This window comes from Chamaesiphon sp. (assembly GCF_041737865.1).
GTDB lineage: Bacteria > Cyanobacteriota > Cyanobacteriia > Cyanobacteriales > Chamaesiphonaceae > Chamaesiphon.
In genome coordinates this window covers 1-17,368 of the sequence record NZ_JBGSQZ010000298.1, presented here as the reverse complement: position 1 = coordinate 17,368, position 17,368 = coordinate 1, and the positions used below count along the sequence as shown (strand labels likewise).

The following is a 17,368-nucleotide window of genomic DNA, read 5'->3' as shown; positions in this document are numbered from 1 at the left end:
TTGGGTGGGAAGGGAGTAGTTGATTCTCTACTCAAGAGGCTACTTGTGATGAGTGAGGTCGAAACGCCAACGAGACTTGAGAGGGTGTTTGAAAAGTTAATTGTGTTATGGCAATCCTAACTCAGATCTGATGCGCTCTACTTTGGTGCGTTACGGCTTGCGCCTAACACACCCTACATCAACCGACTCTCTTCCCGCCACAGAAATGGGCATTCATGATTCACCATTCACCATCCACCATTCACCATCCACCTCTAGAAAATTCCTCTAAATCCCTTTTAAAAAGAGGGAGTTTGAAATGAAGACAAAGAAACAATTTGGGCAACATTGGTTGCGAAACGAACAAGTACTCGATCGCATCATCACCGCAGCTAAAATCACACCGACCGATCGCATTCTGGAAATTGGCCCTGGGACTGGAATTCTCACTCGGCGGCTGGTGGCGGCGGCGAATGCCGTGGTGGCGGTGGAAATCGATCGAGATTTGTGTGCGCTGCTCGTCAAAAAGATGGGTCATATTGATAATTTTTTATTGTTGGAAAATGACTTTCTCAACCTTGATGTCGAGAGTAATTTAACTGCTTTTCCGAAATTCCAAAAAACAAATAAAGTTGTCGCAAATATTCCCTATAATATCACTGGGCCGATCCTCGAAAAGCTGCTGGGGAATATCGTTCATCCAGCCGATCGACCTTTTGATTCGATCGTCTTATTAGTTCAGCGCGAAGTAGGCGATCGATTGTTTGCCAAGCCTAGCACTAAAGCTTTTGGAGCCTTAACAATTCGGGTGGGATATTTAGCCCACTGCGAATTAATTTGTCCCGTACCTGCGCGGGACTTTTCACCACCACCGAAAGTTGATTCCGCAGTGATCAGGCTCACACCCAGAAGATTAGAATTAGCGGCTAAAAATCCGAAGCTATTAGATAATTTAGTGAGATTGGGTTTCAGTACGCGTCGGAAGATGCTGCGAAATAATCTACAAAGTGCGATCGATCGAGAAGAATTATCGGAACTCCTTGTATTATTAGATATTAGTATCGATACCCGTGCCGAAGACCTAAGTATCGAGCAGTGGATACAGTTGTCTAATTTAGTAGCCGATCGCAAGGATATTCCAGAAATAGAGGCGGTCGAGAAAATATAAATATTAATGTTTTAGAGATGAAATCTTATACCCTAATTGCGCCAGCTAAAATAAATCTCCATCTAGAAATACTCGGCATCAGACCCGATAATTATCACGAATTGGTGATGATTATGCAAACAGTGGATTTAGCCGATCGAGTCGAGGTAAAATCGCTGAGTACCGATGAAATCATCCTCCACTGTGGACATCCAAATGTCCCCCTAGACGAAACTAATCTAGCCTATCGTGCGGCTCAATTGATGCAGCAGGAGTTTCCTGAGGCTGTGAGTGAATTCGGTGGCGTAGATATTACTCTCCACAAACGTATCCCAGTCGCGGCGGGATTGGCGGGCGGATCGGGAAATGCTGCGGCTGTCTTAGTCGGGATTGACTTATTGTGGGAATTAGGACTCACCCAGGTCGATTTGCAAAAATTGGGGGCAAGGTTAGGCTCTGACGTGCCGTTTTGTATTTCGGGGGGAACTGCGATCGCCACAGGTAGAGGGGACGCAATCTCGCCCCTACCCAGCTTAGAGGGGATCTATGTGGTGCTGGGAAAATATCAAAGTCTGGAGGTATCTACCCCGTGGGCGTATACTACCTATCGGCACCAATTCGAGCATCAGTACGCACAAGATCTCGATAGTTTAGCAGATCGATCTCATCCGATTCATTCTGGCGATTTAGTCCGTGCGATCGTCGCTCAGGATGCCGTTAAAATTGGGAAACTCCTGTATAACGATCTCGAAAAAGTGGTGCTACCTGCTTATCCACTAGTGAGTCAGTTACGCGCCCAATTCCAGCGTCATGCTAATTTAGGGACGATGATGTCTGGTTCGGGGCCGACAGTATTTAGTCTAGCAAGTTCGAGAGAGCAAGCGGAAGTACTGTATCATCAAGTTCGCGCTGCTATCACCGATCCAGATCTAGAGTTATTTGTAGCTCAGTTTTGCGACCGAGGTGTCAGAGTAATCAAAGAGGGTGTTTGAAAAGTATAGATTGAATCCCCCCAGCCCCCTTAAAAAGGGGGAGCAAGAGTCTTAGTCCCCCTTTTTAAGGGGGATTTAGGGGGATTCACACCAACTGTGGGTATTAAAAATAACTTTTCAAACACGCTCTAACTCACATCTTGCACCAGCTTAAATATACTAGTACTTAGTGTAGATCCAGGGTACCCACAAGGTGCACCCCCTACACAATTCACCTGTAGGGGTGCCCCTTGTGGGTACCCTCAGATCTACGCTGTCAACTCTCAACTGTCAACTGTTTAACCCTATGACTCAAATTACACCTCCCGAACCTAACTTACCCACTCCCCTACGTTGCTTGACTGGTGCGGTGATTGCTGGCGTGATGTCATTCGCGCTGTATGCGATGACTAGTCGGATTGCAACTACCTTTGCGACTAAACCGATGATTCAAAAAACAACCATGGCAAATAACATCGCTGCTGCGGTGAGGACATTGGTAGTAGGTTCGACAGCCCTGGGTGCAGCGGTATTTGGAATTATTGCGATCGGTTTAGTCGCCTTAGCAATTCAAGTTGCATTGAGCAAGCAGAAATCTAGTACAAATTTATAACGTATATTCTAACACAACATCTATCTAAAGACAGATTATTTGTTATATTGATAATTGTGCTATGGATTAAAGTAACAAAAATTGTGATGATTCGATCGTTAATTAATTAGATTTCTAATAATTACCCCTTTTATTGAAAGTAGGTTATATTGCAAGTGTGCACACACTAAATCAATATAGGTAAACACATGGCTGACATCGTTGATACTGCCGTTAGCGCGGGTTCTTTTACTACTTTAGTTGCCGCAGTCAAAGCTGCTGGACTAGTAGAAACACTAAAAGGCGCAGGCCCTTTTACTGTCTTTGCACCTACTGATGAAGCATTTGCTAAACTCCCAGCAGGTACTGTTGAAGGATTGCTAAAAGATCTTCCCAAACTCAAGCAAATCCTGACTTACCACGTTGTTGCAGGTAAGGTAATGGCGGCTGACGTAGTTAAGCTCACATCAGCAAAAACTGTCGAAGGTTCAGAAGTAACAATTGATGCTACTAGTGGTGTCAAGATTAATAACGCTACAGTTGTGACTCCTGATGTTGCTGCTGATAATGGCGTTATTCACATTATTGATACAGTATTACTTCCTGCATAGATTAATGCAGAATTAGTACTGAAATTGAATCAATAAGCATGAGGTAGTAACGGTTAACAGTTACTACCTCATTCTGTTTAAGTATATTTTTATCGATTTATAGTTATCAAAAATCAATCATCAACTAAACCGACGATCGAATCTCGGATCGAAATAGTGCTTTTTCTGGCTATTACACGAACTGCACAAAGTTTGGAGATTGCTAAGATCGTTGCTACCACCTGAAGCGATCGGAATGATATGATCGATCGATAGTTTGGTAGTTTGTCCACAGCTTTTACATTGATAATTGTCGCGCTGAAATACATACTCGCGCACTTCTTTGGGAAAACTAATCCGTTTAGACTTTTCGGACATATATATCAATGAATCTGTAGGGGCGGGTTTATGCGATCGATTACGATTATACTAAAAATCTATCCCAAACCCGCCCTAACCCACAAGTACGGGAGAGATCGAATCGAATCAATTAATATCTAATTTTGTTCGATCGATATCATAGATGTCAAGTCATTCGATAATTGTCGGATTTCGTCTAGTGGAGAAGAATGAGCCACTACTGGTTTGTCTTGGGTTGATACAAGTTCAGGTATAAATTCAAAGCAGATCTTTAGTTTTCCTTTTTGCCATCCTTTGCCATCTAGTTGTAATAAATCACAATTAACACCAGATAAAAGTACGTTATTAATTTTTAGATTATTTTTATTTGGATCGAGAATGCTACCTTTCACAAAAGTTGAAACTTTGTTCATTAAATACTGTCTAGAGTGTCCTTTCTGGATTGTATCTGCAACTATAGTTGTTAGGTTTTCTATAAATGCTACCCTATCAGTGAAATCAATACAATCGACACTCGATCCTTTAAGCATTTCAAGAAGTTCACTAAGTACGAATGTGCTATGTGAACCCAGTATATCTAGCATCTCTGGATCGAGACAACGAGCAACAGCCTGAGAATCGGGGATTATTTGTGTAGATCGATCGGTCATAATTTAATAATGGTTAAATGTATCAGGCGCAAATATATAGTATTCGTCATTTGATTGATGGGTAGGGCGGGTTTGGGGATGAATTTTAGTGAAATCGTTATTGATTGCATAAACCCGCCCCTACAGCTCTGATTAATTCACCTCGGCTAATCCAAATGATGCTCGATCGATTGATGTTTCTGCACGTTTTATTTGACTAGAAGAATACTGTCGATCAAATATTAGTATCTGCTTGAGTGTTGTATTAAACGAGCCATGTACTTCTCTGAGATGACTATTATTAAATTCAATTTGCTTCAAAACTTCTCCAGCGGCATCTAGATAAAGAAAGAAAGCTTGACTCTGGTATATTCTAATTTCTGAATTCCCATTGATTAGTGGGAAAGCAAGCTTCATGAATATATTATTTTGGGCATCATTATTAAGATCGACCGAAATATTAATCGGCTGGCAACAGCCACTTATAAATAATAAATCGCCTATGTTATTAACAATATGTCTGAATTCATATATATCAAATTTCATAAATAGCAATTGAACCTATACTATATCTATAAAGTACCCACAAAGCCATCAAAATCAACATCCGATCGGAATATATTTAGGTGGCTTCAGCAATTATTTTTCTGATTTCATCTAGGGAAGAATTATCGGATTCAGATCGCTCGTCTAATATTTCTATTTCGTCAGCAACTTCAGTAATTTTTAATCTACCGATATGCTGTCGATCGAAAGCTAATATTTGGCTTAGTGCTTTTTGGTAAGATCCGTTAATATCATCTGTAAATCCGATATTTATCAAAATATCTCCATCGATTTATTTTAAATTAATTTAGATCTGTAGCGGCAGGTTTGTGCGATCGATTCCTTATTTACTAAAAATCTGCAATCGAACCCGCCCTCACCCACAAGTGAATCAGAAATAATATCAATTAATTTCAAAAACCCGATCGATCCTCACCAGTCAGGATCGATCGAGTCTCCTATGAATTAATTACTATCGCCAGCCATGATTAATTCTGCTGAAGCAGCATTATCATTAATAGGTAATAATAGCAACTCCGATTGATTCAGCGTTGGTAATCGATGTCTGTCTAGCTGCATAGCTTCTAGACAACTATTAATCCCCTCAATAGCTTCATTAAAGATACCGATGCGTTGCTCTACTTCAGCTAATTGGCGTTGATTTTGGCGAATCTTTTCTTCGGCTTCCTTCTCTAGTGCCTTGGCTAAATATGCACGGGCGCGATCGTATTGAGTGAGAATTTGTTCGGCTTGTTGGGTGGCTCCAGGTAATAGTTGATTGTTGAGAGATTGATTGATGACTTGACGGAACGATCGCATTACGGTATCGCGAACTTTTTCTTCAAAGTCGATCTTTAATAGCTGACGAATTGCTGGCTCGGCTTCGATCATATTATAGTGATCGTAACCCCGACAGGCTTGTTGGAGAGTTTGACGCAATTGGAATAGTGAAGACGTTCCTTCAGTAAAAAATTCGGGACGTTCGCGGACATATCGATCGCATTCAACTCGCGCCGCATTGACTAGAGCAGCAGAAACGATCGTTTCTAATTGTTTGAGATTTTGTTCGATGCCGCTATCATTACCTAACAATCGATAGAGATTGCGATAATATTCCTGTTTCTGGATTTGAGTAATTAACTGTTGGAAGAAATTGGCAACTAATTCTTCAACGGCGGCGACTAAGACAGCTTCTAAACCATTGGCTAAATAGTAGAATGCTTCACTCAAGATCCCAATTAATGGCACTACTGAATTGCGACGATGACTAGCTTGCGCTTGTTGATGTACATGGCTAACAGAGAAGGTAGTCAGCAATTCATCCAACCGACTCACCATTTTGGCTTTGAGCTTGGTAAAATCTGCCTCGAAAGCAACATTGGTATTGCTGGCAACTACTTCATTGACGATCGAATTGATATGCTGCTTTAACTCCTCACCGACATCTTTTAACTCCTTACTCAAAAGCTGAAGTTCTTGCTCCTTGATTGCCGTAGCATCTTGAGGCTGCGCTTTGAGATAGTGCCAAGTTTCTAAATAAGTGCGGCGGAGGCTGATACACAGTGGTTGTAGATCGTCAGCCAAATTTACTAATAATAATGGGCGTTTTTCTTCCATTAAATAGCGGGTGATGGCGGTACGAAATTCTTCAATCCCACTATCTTTTACCAATTGTTCGACTAATCCACTCCCCTGCTCGCCGAGAATTCGCAGATAGTTTTCAGTTGCAGACTCATAGCTGCGGACATCTACGCGAAACCTTTCTACAGGTAATTTGCCAGAGCTAGAACAATAACGATTAAACTCATTGATAAATTGGGGAGTCTCATCACTATCGGGGGTAACACTTGCAGCAAAAAAGGAATTTAGCCCAAATCTGTCACTCGCATTTGTCTGGCGGAGTTGGCTACCCCAAAATCCTAACAAACCGCTGGTTTTATAGACGCGCTGGGAATCGCGGAATTGGGTGCCAATTAAGTTGTCTAATCGCTGGCGCAATTGAGAATTGTACCAGGTTTCATCGATCCGGTTGAAGATATAGAACACTCGATCGCGAACGCCTGGATTTTGGCGAATTCGCTCCAACATTTCGGTTTCTTCAGTAGTCATGTCCCCAGAGGAAGCGGGTTTGAGTACACAGACTACCGCCGAGGTATCGGGATTTTCGATCTTCGTGTAGGTAAGTTCCGCATCCCGTTTGACTGGTGCATCGATTCCAGGCGTATCTACCAAGACATTCCCATCTTGGAGTAGGGGATGATGACAATAATACTCGACCCGTCGCAACACCGCACTATTACTACCCCGCCGCGCATAACTAGCCGCTTCCTGGAGGTTTTTAAAATCAAATTGCTCCATCGACAGGGTGCGGTTGGTAGTTTTGTCGACATACTTTTTGTTATTGATAAAACCTTGAATCAGTAGCTTAAATGCTGAGGCTTGTTTCGCGCGATCTGACTTGCTTTCACCCCCTTCTTGTTCGATAATTGCCGTACAGGAATCGATGAGTGTATCCATCAAAGTCTGTTCTTGTAATAACAAAGTAGCGTGTTGCGGATCGTGCAGATTAAGCCCTAGCTTTTTACCTAATAGTTGCACCTGACTCAAAACTTCAGCTTCAGACAAAAAGGTGAGGACTACTCGCTCTTGCTCTGGCTCTGCATAGGCAATTTGGCATTCTGTACCCGTCGCGTGACCTTCAGCACTGTACAGCAGTTCTCGCTCTAGCAGGGCATTGATCAGCATCGATTTACCCGCACTAAATGCCCCAGCAAAGACGATTTCAAAGGTAGGTGCGATCGCTTTTTTGAGCGATGAGCGTACCGCGCTGGTGTCTACCTGCGCCCGCAGGGTGGGTTCTTGTTGGAGTAATTCGAGGACTGAATCTACCTGTGCTTGGAGGTTTTGGCACTGGGGGAGGGCATTTGGGCTATAGTGAGGACTCATAATTCGGGGGTGATGGTAATTTTGCTAGTTATTAGAATGCGGATGATTGAAACCGCATCGGCGATGACTAGCAATTTGGCTTGCTCACACCTAGATTACCCAAACTGACTCATATATATTCCCATCGCGATCGATAATATTATCGATCGGACTATTAGATCCCTGACTACTCGAAGAAATTAGAGATCTGCTTAATCTGCTTTAAAAAGATGAATGGATGCGTCTAATTGCTACCTTTCTAGTGGGTAGATCCCCCCTTTTGAAGCTACCGTGTATACACAAGTCGGCTAGACTTCGTTTCTAGATCTGAATCCCCCAAACCCCCTTAAAAAGCAGGCTAAGATCCGGTCAAAGTCCCCCTTTTTAAGGGGGATTTAGGGGGATTTCTAGGGATTTCGCTTTTGTCCAGACTTGTGTGCACACCGTAGCCTTTTGAAGGGGGGTTAGGGGGGATCTAGATCTACGCATCAACTCAAACGGACTTGTGTAGACACGGTACCTTTTTGAGGCTTGCTCAGGGGGGTCTAAGGTTGGCGAGTGCTAGCCACGGGGATTTGAGCTGGGTTACAATTAGTTCGGAGTGATACGCTCGGGTGGCGCGATCGTTTCACGGCATCCTGTTTACTGGTGCCTTGCGCTAAACTGGTGAACTATACAGTATTTCTAGAGTACTCGCATTATCGGCACATATCCCACCCTACATCCCCCAAATCCTCAGACTTCTATTATGACCAATGTGCCTGTTTCGCGAATTCGCAACTTTTCGATTATTGCTCACATCGATCATGGTAAATCTACCTTAGCCGATCGATTGTTGCAGGATACAGGTACAGTCAGCAATCGAGAAATGAAGGAGCAGTTTCTCGACAATATGGATTTGGAGCGGGAACGGGGAATCACGATCAAGCTTCAGGCGGCGCGGATGAACTATACCGCCCTAGATGGTCAGGAATACGTCCTCAATCTGATCGATACTCCCGGGCACGTAGACTTCACCTATGAAGTGTCCAGAAGCCTGTTAGCCTGCGAGGGAGCTTTGTTAGTAGTAGATGCTTCCCAAGGGGTAGAGGCTCAGACTTTGGCGAATGTCTATCTGGCGATGGAAAGTAATCTAGAGATTATTCCGGTGTTGAATAAGATTGACTTACCTGGAGCCGAACCGGAGCGGGTAAGAGCAGAGATTGAGGAGATTATTGGGATCGATTGTAGTGGGGCGATTTTAACTTCAGCTAAACAGGGGATTGGGATTAAAGAGATCTTGGAATCGGTAGTATTGTTAGTTCCTCCACCGAGAGACACGATTAGTGAACCACTCCGCGCCCTCATTTTTGATAGCTATTACGACAGTTATCGCGGGGTAATTGTCTACTTCCGCGTCATGGATGGGAGCGTCAAAAAAGGCGATAAAGTCCGACTGATGGCGAGTAAGAAGGAGTATGTCATCGACGAACTCGGTATCCTCTCACCCACGCAGGTACAAGTAGACGAACTTCACGCTGGAGAGGTAGGTTACTTCGCCGCATCGATTCGCGCCGTTGGGGATGCGCGAGTGGGGGATACGATTACACTTGTGAGCAATCCCGCATCTGAATCTCTCCCTGGCTATGCGGAAGCTAAACCGATGGTATTTTGCGGTTTATTCCCAACTGATGCAGATCAGTATCCAGAGCTGCGGGAAGCATTGGATAAATTGAGCCTAAATGATGCAGCTTTAAATTATGAGCCAGAGACATCGAGTGCGATGGGGTTTGGTTTCCGCTGTGGATTCCTCGGGTTGCTCCACATGGAAATCGTCCAAGAGCGACTAGAGCGAGAATACGATCTCGACTTAATTACGACTGCGCCTTCGGTAGTTTATCGGGTAACTGATAATCTAGGTGAGGAAATTTATATCGATAATCCCAGTACGCTCCCAGATCCCAATCATCGTCAAAAGATTGAGGAACCCTATGTAAAATTGGAGATGATCACTCCCGAAGAATATGTCGGGACACTGATGGAACTGTGTCAAAACAGGCGCGGTGAATTCAAAGACATGAAATACCTGACGCAAGGGCGAACGACTCTAATTTATGAGTTACCTTTAGCTGAAGTTGTGACTGATTTCTTCGATCGCATGAAATCAAATACACGCGGCTATGCGAGTATGGAGTATCAGCTCATCGGCTATCGCGAAAATCATCTCGTCAAACTCGATCTCCTGATCAATGGCGATCCTGTCGATGCCCTCGCAATGATCGTCCACCGCGATAAGGCTTATAATATCGGTCGAGCAATGACCGAAAAACTTAAAGAATTAATTCCCCGTCACCAGTTTAAAGTACCAATTCAAGCCGCGATCGGTACGAAGGTAATTGCCAGTGAAAGTATCCCCGCATTGCGAAAAGATGTCCTGGCAAAATGCTATGGGGGAGACATCTCACGGAAGAAGAAACTACTTAAAAAGCAAGCCAAAGGTAAAAAACGGATGAAATCTGTCGGTACTGTAGATGTGCCGCAAGAAGCATTTATGGCAGTGTTGAAGCTGGATAAAGATAGCTAAATTAGTTGATAGATTCGTAGGGTGTGTTATCCCGCAGGGTAACGCACCGAACCCAAGCTGAATACGATAAGGATGCTTGAAAAAATGACCCAGACTATTAATCTCAAAGTATACGGTCAGCTTGTCGCTGAAGTAAAGCCGAAAATAATTGAGACAGAAGATGAATACGAACAGTTTTTAGCTGTGGCAGAACGGTTGACTTTTCAGCAAAACCAAACACCTGAAGAGTCAGCACTATATGACTTGGTGACAATGTTGGTAGAGACTTATGAGATCCAGCACTACGAGATCGATCGAGCTTCACCATCTGAAGTGTTGCAACATATTATTGAATCTAGTGGGATCGATCGGACAGAATTAGTTAAGATTTTTGGATCGAGTGAATCACTCGCCCAAGTTTTAGCAGGAACCAGATCGATCGATCCAGATCGGGCACAGGTTCTAGCCAATCGATTCAAACTATCACCAAAAATATTCTTACAATTGGAATAGATATAGAGCGGATCGATAAAAAATATTATTATGGCAATCAGACAAGATACCTTGTGGGAGCAGTTTCTTTCACCTTTGATTCAGAGTTTACTGGATAAAGAGCAAATGATGGCAGTGCGCGATCGCATTGACTGGCATGAGACAATCGATCGATATCAAGCCCCAGAATTTAGCTATCCCAGCTACTATCACACCCAGAACTATCACGGGATTGAAGGTGGATATCTCACTCAGACAGCCGCGATTACTTACGATCCGATTACGCAATATGTACTACCGCCTTATGAACCTTGGGTGCGTCAGAGTTTGATCGATCGGGTTCGCACTCAACCGCGCCGAATCCTCGATCTCGGCTGCGGCACTGGTTCGATGACGGTTCCGCTCAAGCAAGCCTTTCCAGGTGCCGTAGTGACGGGTTTAGACTTGTCTCCGTACATGTTAGCAGTCGCGGAAGATCGAGCTAGTCAAGCAGGTGTAGAGATTGAGTGGGCGCATGGTACCGCCGAATTAACTCAGTTTGAGGCGGGAAGTTTCGATCTAGTTACAGCAGCATTGTTATTTCATGAAACCCCACCCGCGATCGCCCAGACAATTCTGGCTGAGAGTTATCGGTTACTATCAGCAGGGGGACAACTGCTGATTCTCGATGGCAATCAACGCACCCTCCGCAGTCTCGAATTGTTAAATAATGTGTTTGAAGAACCCTATATCCAAGCTTACGCAGCAGGTAATCTCGATGCGTGGTTGGGTAAAGCCGGATTTGATGACGTAGAAACAAAGGATGTTTTTTGGATAAATCAAGTCACTCGTGGAGTTAAGAAATAAGAGCTGACAAATATTTACGTGCTCTTGAATTTTAGTGGTAAAAAGTAGCGTAGACACTGCCAGCCCTTTCAACATGTAAAATAAGCTAACCTGCGATCGCGGACATTCGCGGATCGGTACAATCGGAATTGGTTTTACCCCACCCCAACCCTCCCCTTATCAAGGGGAGGGAGTAAAGCCCAGTTTGAGATAATTTATTGTCGATCGACTATCAACTGTCAACTGTCAACTGATTTAAAGTGGTTTTAAAAGCGGTTTTATTTAATTTTAATGGAGTGATTATTAAGGATGAATCGATTCATCGAGAGTCGATCGACGAAATCCTATTAGCTGAGAACTTATCGCCACAGGGTAAAGAATTCTCAAAAGTATCTGTTGCTAGTAGTGATAAATCGTGCCTAAAAGAGTTATTAAAATTGCGCGGGCGATCGATAACTGATGAATATCTAGATAAATTAATAGCTAAAAAGGCGATCGTATATCGTCAAAAATTGGAGCAGTTGGAGATCTTACCGATTTATCCAGATGTAGTTCAGTTTATCGAACAGATGTTTAATAATAGTTGTAAATTGGCAGTGGTGACTGGGGCGATCGGATCGGAAGTTGAACTAGGATTGAAACAGGGTAGAATCGGTCTTTATTTTGATACGATCGTTTCTGGAGACGATATCAGTCAGAATAAACCAGATCCGCAGGGGTATTTGCTCGCGATCGACAGTTTAAATAAACTATATCCCGATCTAAATCTATTATCATCTGAATGTCTGGCGATCGAGGATACATTTGCAGGGCTGCAAGCTAGTAAATCCGCTGGAATTCAAGCAGTCGCGATCGCGCATACTTATCCCTTTCATATGTTGCAACGTCGGGCTAATTGGACGATCGATCGGTTTGCCGATTTAGAATTCGATCGGATCGATAAATTTTTTGAATCTGTAAAATAAAAAATTGAATTTTGCCGCGTCACCTTTCCTGGTAACATTCACTTCGTCGTCTTACTGATGATGGAAATAAGCATGTTAAACTTACCCGATATCTGCCATTTGTCGATCGTCGTGCTGATTTCCCCGATTATTTATACTTCAGCCTCGATCGATTCAGCATTACTATTCATCGCCCTCCAATGAGATCGGGCATGAGCCGAATCCGCCAAAGACAACCATTCCCCTTTGCGCCCTTCGCGGCAAACACCAACAACCCCGCCCAGACAAATACCCCTTCGCGCCCTTTGCGTTAAAAAATCCCCACGAATCCCCATGTTAAACCCTCCAGCCGAAACTCCAACATTACCCTCGATCGAGAAAATGAACTTCGGCACCAAACTTGCCTACGGTGCTGGAGATGTCGGCGTGGCAATCGTGGAGATCTTATTGCTATCTTACCTCTCCCCCTTCCTCACAGATGTAGCTCGTTTAACACCTGGATTGGCGGGATGGACTCAATTGGTAGCGCGAGTCTGGGATGCCTTTCTCGATCCTGTCATCGGGATTATGAGCGATCGCGGCAACGTCTTCGGTGCCAAAATTAAGGCACAGTGGGGGCGACGCTATCCCTGGATGCTCCTTGCAGCGGTGCCATTTGGGTTACTGTTTATCTGTCAATGGTTGATTCCCTTTCCCGCCAGTAATCAATGGGGATTATTTGGCTTTTATACAGTGGTGTCGATGTTTTTAGGGATATTTTCTACGATGTATAGTCTCCCTTATACTGCGCTCACAGCCGAATTAACTGAAGACTACAACGAACGCACTAGTTTGAATAGTTTTAGGTTTACATTCTCGTTAGGGGGAAGTATCGTCGCTTTATTAATTGCGCGGACTGTATTTCAGCAAGTCAAAGATCCCGCCCAACAATACCTGACGATCGGAATTATCTGTGCGATTATTTCAGTCATACCCATCTTTTACTGTGTCTGGGGAACCCAAGCACGAGCCAAGCTCGTCAATCGACTTCAGTCAGCCAGAGTTGAAGACACAGTATCGCTACCACTCACAGCACAATTGCGATCGGTATTTACCAATCGTGCCTTCATGTGTGTAGTTGGGATTTATCTCTGTTCCTGGTTTAGTCTCCAACTTACCGCCGCAATTATTCCCTACTTTGCCGTGAGTTGGATGGGATTAAAACAGGCTGATTCACCCCTAATTATTCTCGCAGTTCAGGGGACTGCACTAGGGATGTTATCCGTCTGGAGTAAAATCAGTCAAAAAGTCGGTAAAAAAGCAGTTTATTTCATGGGAACGGGGTTCTGGATTATCTCCCAAGCGGGTTTATTTCTACTCCAACCAGGTCAAAACTTGCAGCTATACCTGCTAGCCATTTTAGCTGGATTGGGTGTCTCCACGGCTTATTTAGTACCTTGGTCGATGCTGCCAGATGTGATCGAACTAGATGAACTCGAAACCGGACAACGCCGCGAGGGGTTATTCTATAGCTTCATGGTGTTCTTACAAAAAATCTGTTTGGGTGTCGCCCTAGCAGTGATTTTACAGAGTTTAGAATGGACTGGTTATATCAGCCCGACGGCAACAGTTCTCGCTCCGATTCAACCGCCAGCAGTGTTACTCGCCATCCGACTCGCGATCGGACCGATCCCCACAATATCGCTAATCGGTGGTTTAATCCTCGCCTATTTCTACCCAATTACCCGCGAACGCCATCAACAAATTCTCTTACAATTAGCCGAACGTCGGAAGGAATTATAGATTTTTGCATATTAAGTCCTAAAAGTTAGCCAGAGAGCAATCCAAAGATAAAAAGTGTGCCTCATGATAGCCGGAAGTGCTGTAAATTACGGGTAATGGGGACAATTGCCGCGATCGATGTCAATAATCAAGAACAAGCTGGGTATCTTAATAATGTGGGAAGAAAAATCAGACACCAGGCGATCGCGCATGGTGTCTTACTTCGTTTATTGGGCAATGTACTATATTTAATGCCACCCTATTGTATTACTGAAGCTGAATTAGCCTGGGTGTATGCACAGATCGATCGAGTTTGGGATAAAGTGCTCGATCTTCCCTAGCTTTTCGTTGTAGATATTCGGAATACATACATCAATTTTTAGACAGCTAATAAAATTGATGTATGTAAAATTTTTATTAGTCTATAAATATCTAAAAGTTGCGATTCTATCCGCCGGAGATTGGAGGATTTTACAGATATTTCTATAGCTTTTTACCGTACGGATATATTTTGCTATTTTCTAATTTTAATAAAGCGTCGATAAATATAGCATATTTTCAATAAAGTAGCTAGAGTTCCTAGCAAATTCTACCGATCGATAGAATTTCTAGCTAAAGACAAAGCCGAGTTAGATAGTGTTTGCCGATGATGTAAAAAGCGATACGGACAGGGAATTCCTCTGATCGATTCGGGTCATTTTGCCGCTAGTTATCCCACTTTCCAACAGACAGCATAAAGTCTTGATTGAATAAATATGAAAAATCCGTTAAGTTATGGATGGCACAACAATACGGAAATCTTATGGGCGACATTAACGCAACTTTTACATCGACAGACCGTGCCTTCCACATTGAGGGATACGAAAAAATTGACTTTAGCTTACTATACGTAAGCGGTGCTTTTAAGATTGAGAATCCTGAGATTGCGGACAGCTACCGCCAATTCGGACGTTGTTTGATGGTTGTCGATCGGAATGTGTTCGGTCTATATGGCGAACAAATGCAGGATTATTTCAAGCATTATGATATCGACTTAACAGTATTTCCAGTCTCGATCAAGGAACCTGACAAGACACTGGCGACTTTTGAAAGTATTATTGATGCCTTTGTTGATTTCGGACTCGTACGGAAAGAGCCTGTTTTAGTAGTTGGCGGTGGATTGACTACTGACGTTGCTGGCTTTGCTTGCTCCACCTATCGCCGTAAAACTAATTATATCCGCGTACCAACATCCCTAATCGGGCTAATTGATGCAAGTGTAGCGATCAAAGTCGCTGTCAACCACGGTAAATTAAAGAACCGTCTCGGTGCCTACCACGCTTCGCAAAAGGTAATCCTCGACTTCTCATTCCTGAAATCTCTCCCAACCGACCAAGTGCGGAATGGTATGGCTGAGTTGATCAAGATCGCGGTAGTCGGCAACACCGAAATTTTTGAATTGTTGGAAAACTATGGTGAAGCACTGCTACATAGCCACTTTGGTTATTTAGACGGCACCTCCGATCTGCAAGAAGTAGCACATAGCTTAACTTACAATGCGATTCAGTCGATGTTGAAGTTGGAAGTACCCAACCTGCATGAGCTAGACTTGGATCGGGTGATTGCTTATGGTCACACCTGGAGTCCTACCCTAGAACTGACACCAGAGATCCCCATGTTCCACGGTCATAGTGTCGCCATCGATATGGCTTTCACGGCGACTATTGCCCAACAACGTGGATATATTTCAGTAATCGATCGCGATCGCATTTTAGGGCTGATGAGCCGTTTAGGACTAGCAATTGATAGCCCTTACTTGACTCCCGAACTACTCTGGAAAGCGACAACCTCGATCGCACGTACCCGCGACGGATTGCAGCGTGCAGCCGCTCCTTGCCCCATTGGTGAGTGCCGTTTCATGAACGATCTGACTCGGACTGAGTTGGATGCAGCCCTAGCAGTGCATCGTGAAGTCTGTCAAGCCTATCCCCGCAATGGTGATGGTGTAGACATGTACGTTGTCTTAGACAAAGTTGCCACTGCTGCCGCAGCAGGAGTATAACTATGAGACCAGTAACCCCAGCCGGAATCTTGGCGGCTAAACTCGAAAGTCTCGCTCATCAAGTTTCGCTGATCGAGCAGATCGATCCAGCTTTCAAAGCCGAACTACAGCAAGCCTACGAGCTGGCAAATGGTCTCGATCCTTACCTCGATCTCTGCACTACGCCAGAATCTCCAGCATTAGCAGCATTAGTCCAGCGCACCAATGCAGAGGATTGGAACAAACGATTTGCTGACGGTGAGACTGTCAAACCATTAGAACAGGAAATGGTTTCCGGTCATGTTGAGGGTCAGTTTCTCAAATTTCTGATCCATCTAACTAGAGCGCGGCGAGTGTTGGAGATTGGGATGTTTACTGGTTACTCAGCACTAGCGATGGCTGAAGCACTACCAGCCGACGGGGAAGTAGTAGCTTGCGAAGTCGATGCTTATGCGGCGGAGTTTGCTCAGAAGTGCTTTAATGAATCAACATCCGGTCACAAAATCGTGGTGAAGGTTGCACCTGCACTAGAAACCATGCAACAGTTGGCGGCTGATGGCGAGGTATTCGATCTGGTGTTTATCGATGCGGATAAAGGTGGTTATCTAGACTATCTCGATCTATTGCTCACTACTGGACTATTGGCTCCCAATGGCTCGATCTATGCAGATAATACTCTGATGCAGGGGCAGCCTTATGTATCGGGGATGGCTACGCCGAATGGGGTGGCGATCGCTAAATTCAATCAGGCTGTAGCTAACGATCCGCGTGTGGAGCAGGTATTAATACCACTGCGAGATGGGATTACGCTGATTCGGCGAGTTTAGTTCATCTCCTCGATCCTACTGCGATCCAAGCCTGTTTGAGTTGCTCGTAGATGTTTACCCCACCCCAGCCCTCCCCTTATCAAGGCAGGGCTGATCTATTGGAAAAAGAATAATGCTAAAACCCAATTGTTTCGTTTAACTTCCATCTACATTCGATCGAGACTTAACGACAGAAAAGGGTTAGAGCGGTTTTTCTCTGGTGGATGGATCAGCCCTGC

General features: G+C 44.1%; 17 protein-coding genes. 12 read left to right on the top strand and 5 right to left on the bottom strand.

What is annotated here, in order from left to right; genetic code table 11:
- Nucleotides 1–298 precede the first annotated feature (298 nt).
- The 4 genes from rsmA to ACEW9J_RS23125 all read left to right on the top strand — a co-directional run bounded on the left by rsmA (nucleotide 299) and on the right by ACEW9J_RS23125 (nucleotide 3,300).
- Nucleotides 299–1,147 carry a 16S rRNA (adenine(1518)-N(6)/adenine(1519)-N(6))-dimethyltransferase RsmA gene (rsmA, locus tag ACEW9J_RS23140; protein ID WP_373547430.1) on the top strand — a complete coding sequence of 283 codons (849 nt, stop codon included), beginning with the start codon at nucleotides 299–301 and terminating at the stop codon, nucleotides 1,145–1,147.
- Between the two features lie 17 nt (nucleotides 1,148–1,164).
- Nucleotides 1,165–2,118: a 4-(cytidine 5'-diphospho)-2-C-methyl-D-erythritol kinase gene (ispE, locus tag ACEW9J_RS23135; RefSeq protein ID WP_373547429.1), complete on the top strand. Its 954-nt coding sequence runs from the start codon at nucleotides 1,165–1,167 to the stop codon at nucleotides 2,116–2,118.
- Nucleotides 2,119–2,404: 286 nt separating this feature from the next.
- Nucleotides 2,405–2,710 carry a DUF3082 domain-containing protein gene (locus ACEW9J_RS23130; RefSeq protein ID WP_373547428.1) on the top strand — a complete coding sequence of 102 codons (306 nt, stop codon included), beginning with the start codon at nucleotides 2,405–2,407 and terminating at the stop codon, nucleotides 2,708–2,710.
- Between the two features lie 188 nt (nucleotides 2,711–2,898).
- Nucleotides 2,899–3,300 (top strand): fasciclin domain-containing protein, encoded by a 402-nt coding sequence (locus ACEW9J_RS23125; RefSeq protein ID WP_373547427.1) that lies wholly within the window; start codon nucleotides 2,899–2,901, stop codon nucleotides 3,298–3,300.
- A 120-nt stretch (nucleotides 3,301–3,420) separates the two neighbouring features.
- On the opposite strand, the gene ACEW9J_RS23120 is transcribed toward ACEW9J_RS23125, so the two are convergent.
- From ACEW9J_RS23120 to ACEW9J_RS23100, 5 genes are all read right to left on the bottom strand, one after another.
- Nucleotides 3,421–3,657 carry an HNH endonuclease gene (locus tag ACEW9J_RS23120; protein ID WP_373547426.1) on the bottom strand — a complete coding sequence of 79 codons (237 nt, stop codon included), beginning with the start codon at nucleotides 3,655–3,657 and terminating at the stop codon, nucleotides 3,421–3,423.
- A 119-nt stretch (nucleotides 3,658–3,776) separates the two neighbouring features.
- On the bottom strand, nucleotides 3,777–4,289 hold the full coding sequence (locus tag ACEW9J_RS23115; protein WP_373547425.1) for a KGK domain-containing protein: 513 nt from the start codon (nucleotides 4,287–4,289) through the stop codon (nucleotides 3,777–3,779).
- A gap of 132 nt (nucleotides 4,290–4,421) precedes the next feature.
- Nucleotides 4,422–4,685, bottom strand: coding sequence for a hypothetical protein (locus ACEW9J_RS23110; protein ID WP_373547424.1), 264 nt, complete (start codon nucleotides 4,683–4,685; stop codon nucleotides 4,422–4,424).
- Nucleotides 4,686–4,890: 205 nt separating this feature from the next.
- On the bottom strand, nucleotides 4,891–5,091 hold the full coding sequence (locus ACEW9J_RS23105) for a hypothetical protein (protein WP_373547423.1): 201 nt from the start codon (nucleotides 5,089–5,091) through the stop codon (nucleotides 4,891–4,893).
- Between the two features lie 188 nt (nucleotides 5,092–5,279).
- Nucleotides 5,280–7,760 (bottom strand): dynamin family protein, encoded by a 2,481-nt coding sequence (locus tag ACEW9J_RS23100; RefSeq protein ID WP_373547422.1) that lies wholly within the window; start codon nucleotides 7,758–7,760, stop codon nucleotides 5,280–5,282.
- 727 nt (nucleotides 7,761–8,487) lie between these two features.
- Between ACEW9J_RS23100 and lepA the strand changes: the two genes are divergently transcribed.
- The 8 genes from lepA (at nucleotide 8,488) to ACEW9J_RS23060 (ending at nucleotide 17,150) form a co-directional block, all read left to right on the top strand.
- Nucleotides 8,488–10,302: a translation elongation factor 4 gene (gene lepA, locus ACEW9J_RS23095; protein ID WP_373547421.1), complete on the top strand. Its 1,815-nt coding sequence runs from the start codon at nucleotides 8,488–8,490 to the stop codon at nucleotides 10,300–10,302.
- Between the two features lie 84 nt (nucleotides 10,303–10,386).
- On the top strand, nucleotides 10,387–10,794 hold the full coding sequence (locus ACEW9J_RS23090; RefSeq protein ID WP_373547420.1) for a type II toxin-antitoxin system HigA family antitoxin: 408 nt from the start codon (nucleotides 10,387–10,389) through the stop codon (nucleotides 10,792–10,794).
- A gap of 30 nt (nucleotides 10,795–10,824) precedes the next feature.
- Nucleotides 10,825–11,619, top strand: coding sequence for a class I SAM-dependent methyltransferase (locus ACEW9J_RS23085; RefSeq protein ID WP_373547419.1), 795 nt, complete (start codon nucleotides 10,825–10,827; stop codon nucleotides 11,617–11,619).
- Nucleotides 11,620–11,858: 239 nt separating this feature from the next.
- Entirely contained in the window at nucleotides 11,859–12,563 is a 705-nt protein-coding gene (locus ACEW9J_RS23080; protein WP_373547418.1) for an HAD family hydrolase, read from the top strand.
- A 312-nt stretch (nucleotides 12,564–12,875) separates the two neighbouring features.
- Nucleotides 12,876–14,324, top strand: a complete 1,449-nt coding sequence (locus ACEW9J_RS23075) for an MFS transporter (RefSeq protein ID WP_373547417.1) — start codon at nucleotides 12,876–12,878, stop codon at nucleotides 14,322–14,324.
- Nucleotides 14,325–14,380: 56 nt separating this feature from the next.
- Nucleotides 14,381–14,644, top strand: coding sequence for an aminotransferase class III-fold pyridoxal phosphate-dependent enzyme (locus tag ACEW9J_RS23070; RefSeq protein ID WP_373547416.1), 264 nt, complete (start codon nucleotides 14,381–14,383; stop codon nucleotides 14,642–14,644).
- A 461-nt stretch (nucleotides 14,645–15,105) separates the two neighbouring features.
- On the top strand, nucleotides 15,106–16,344 hold the full coding sequence (locus tag ACEW9J_RS23065; RefSeq protein ID WP_373547415.1) for a sedoheptulose 7-phosphate cyclase: 1,239 nt from the start codon (nucleotides 15,106–15,108) through the stop codon (nucleotides 16,342–16,344).
- Between the two features lie 2 nt (nucleotides 16,345–16,346).
- A complete protein-coding gene (locus ACEW9J_RS23060) occupies nucleotides 16,347–17,150 on the top strand; it encodes an O-methyltransferase (RefSeq protein ID WP_373547414.1) in 804 nt (267 codons plus the stop codon).
- The last annotated feature ends 218 nt before the right edge of the window (nucleotides 17,151–17,368 follow it).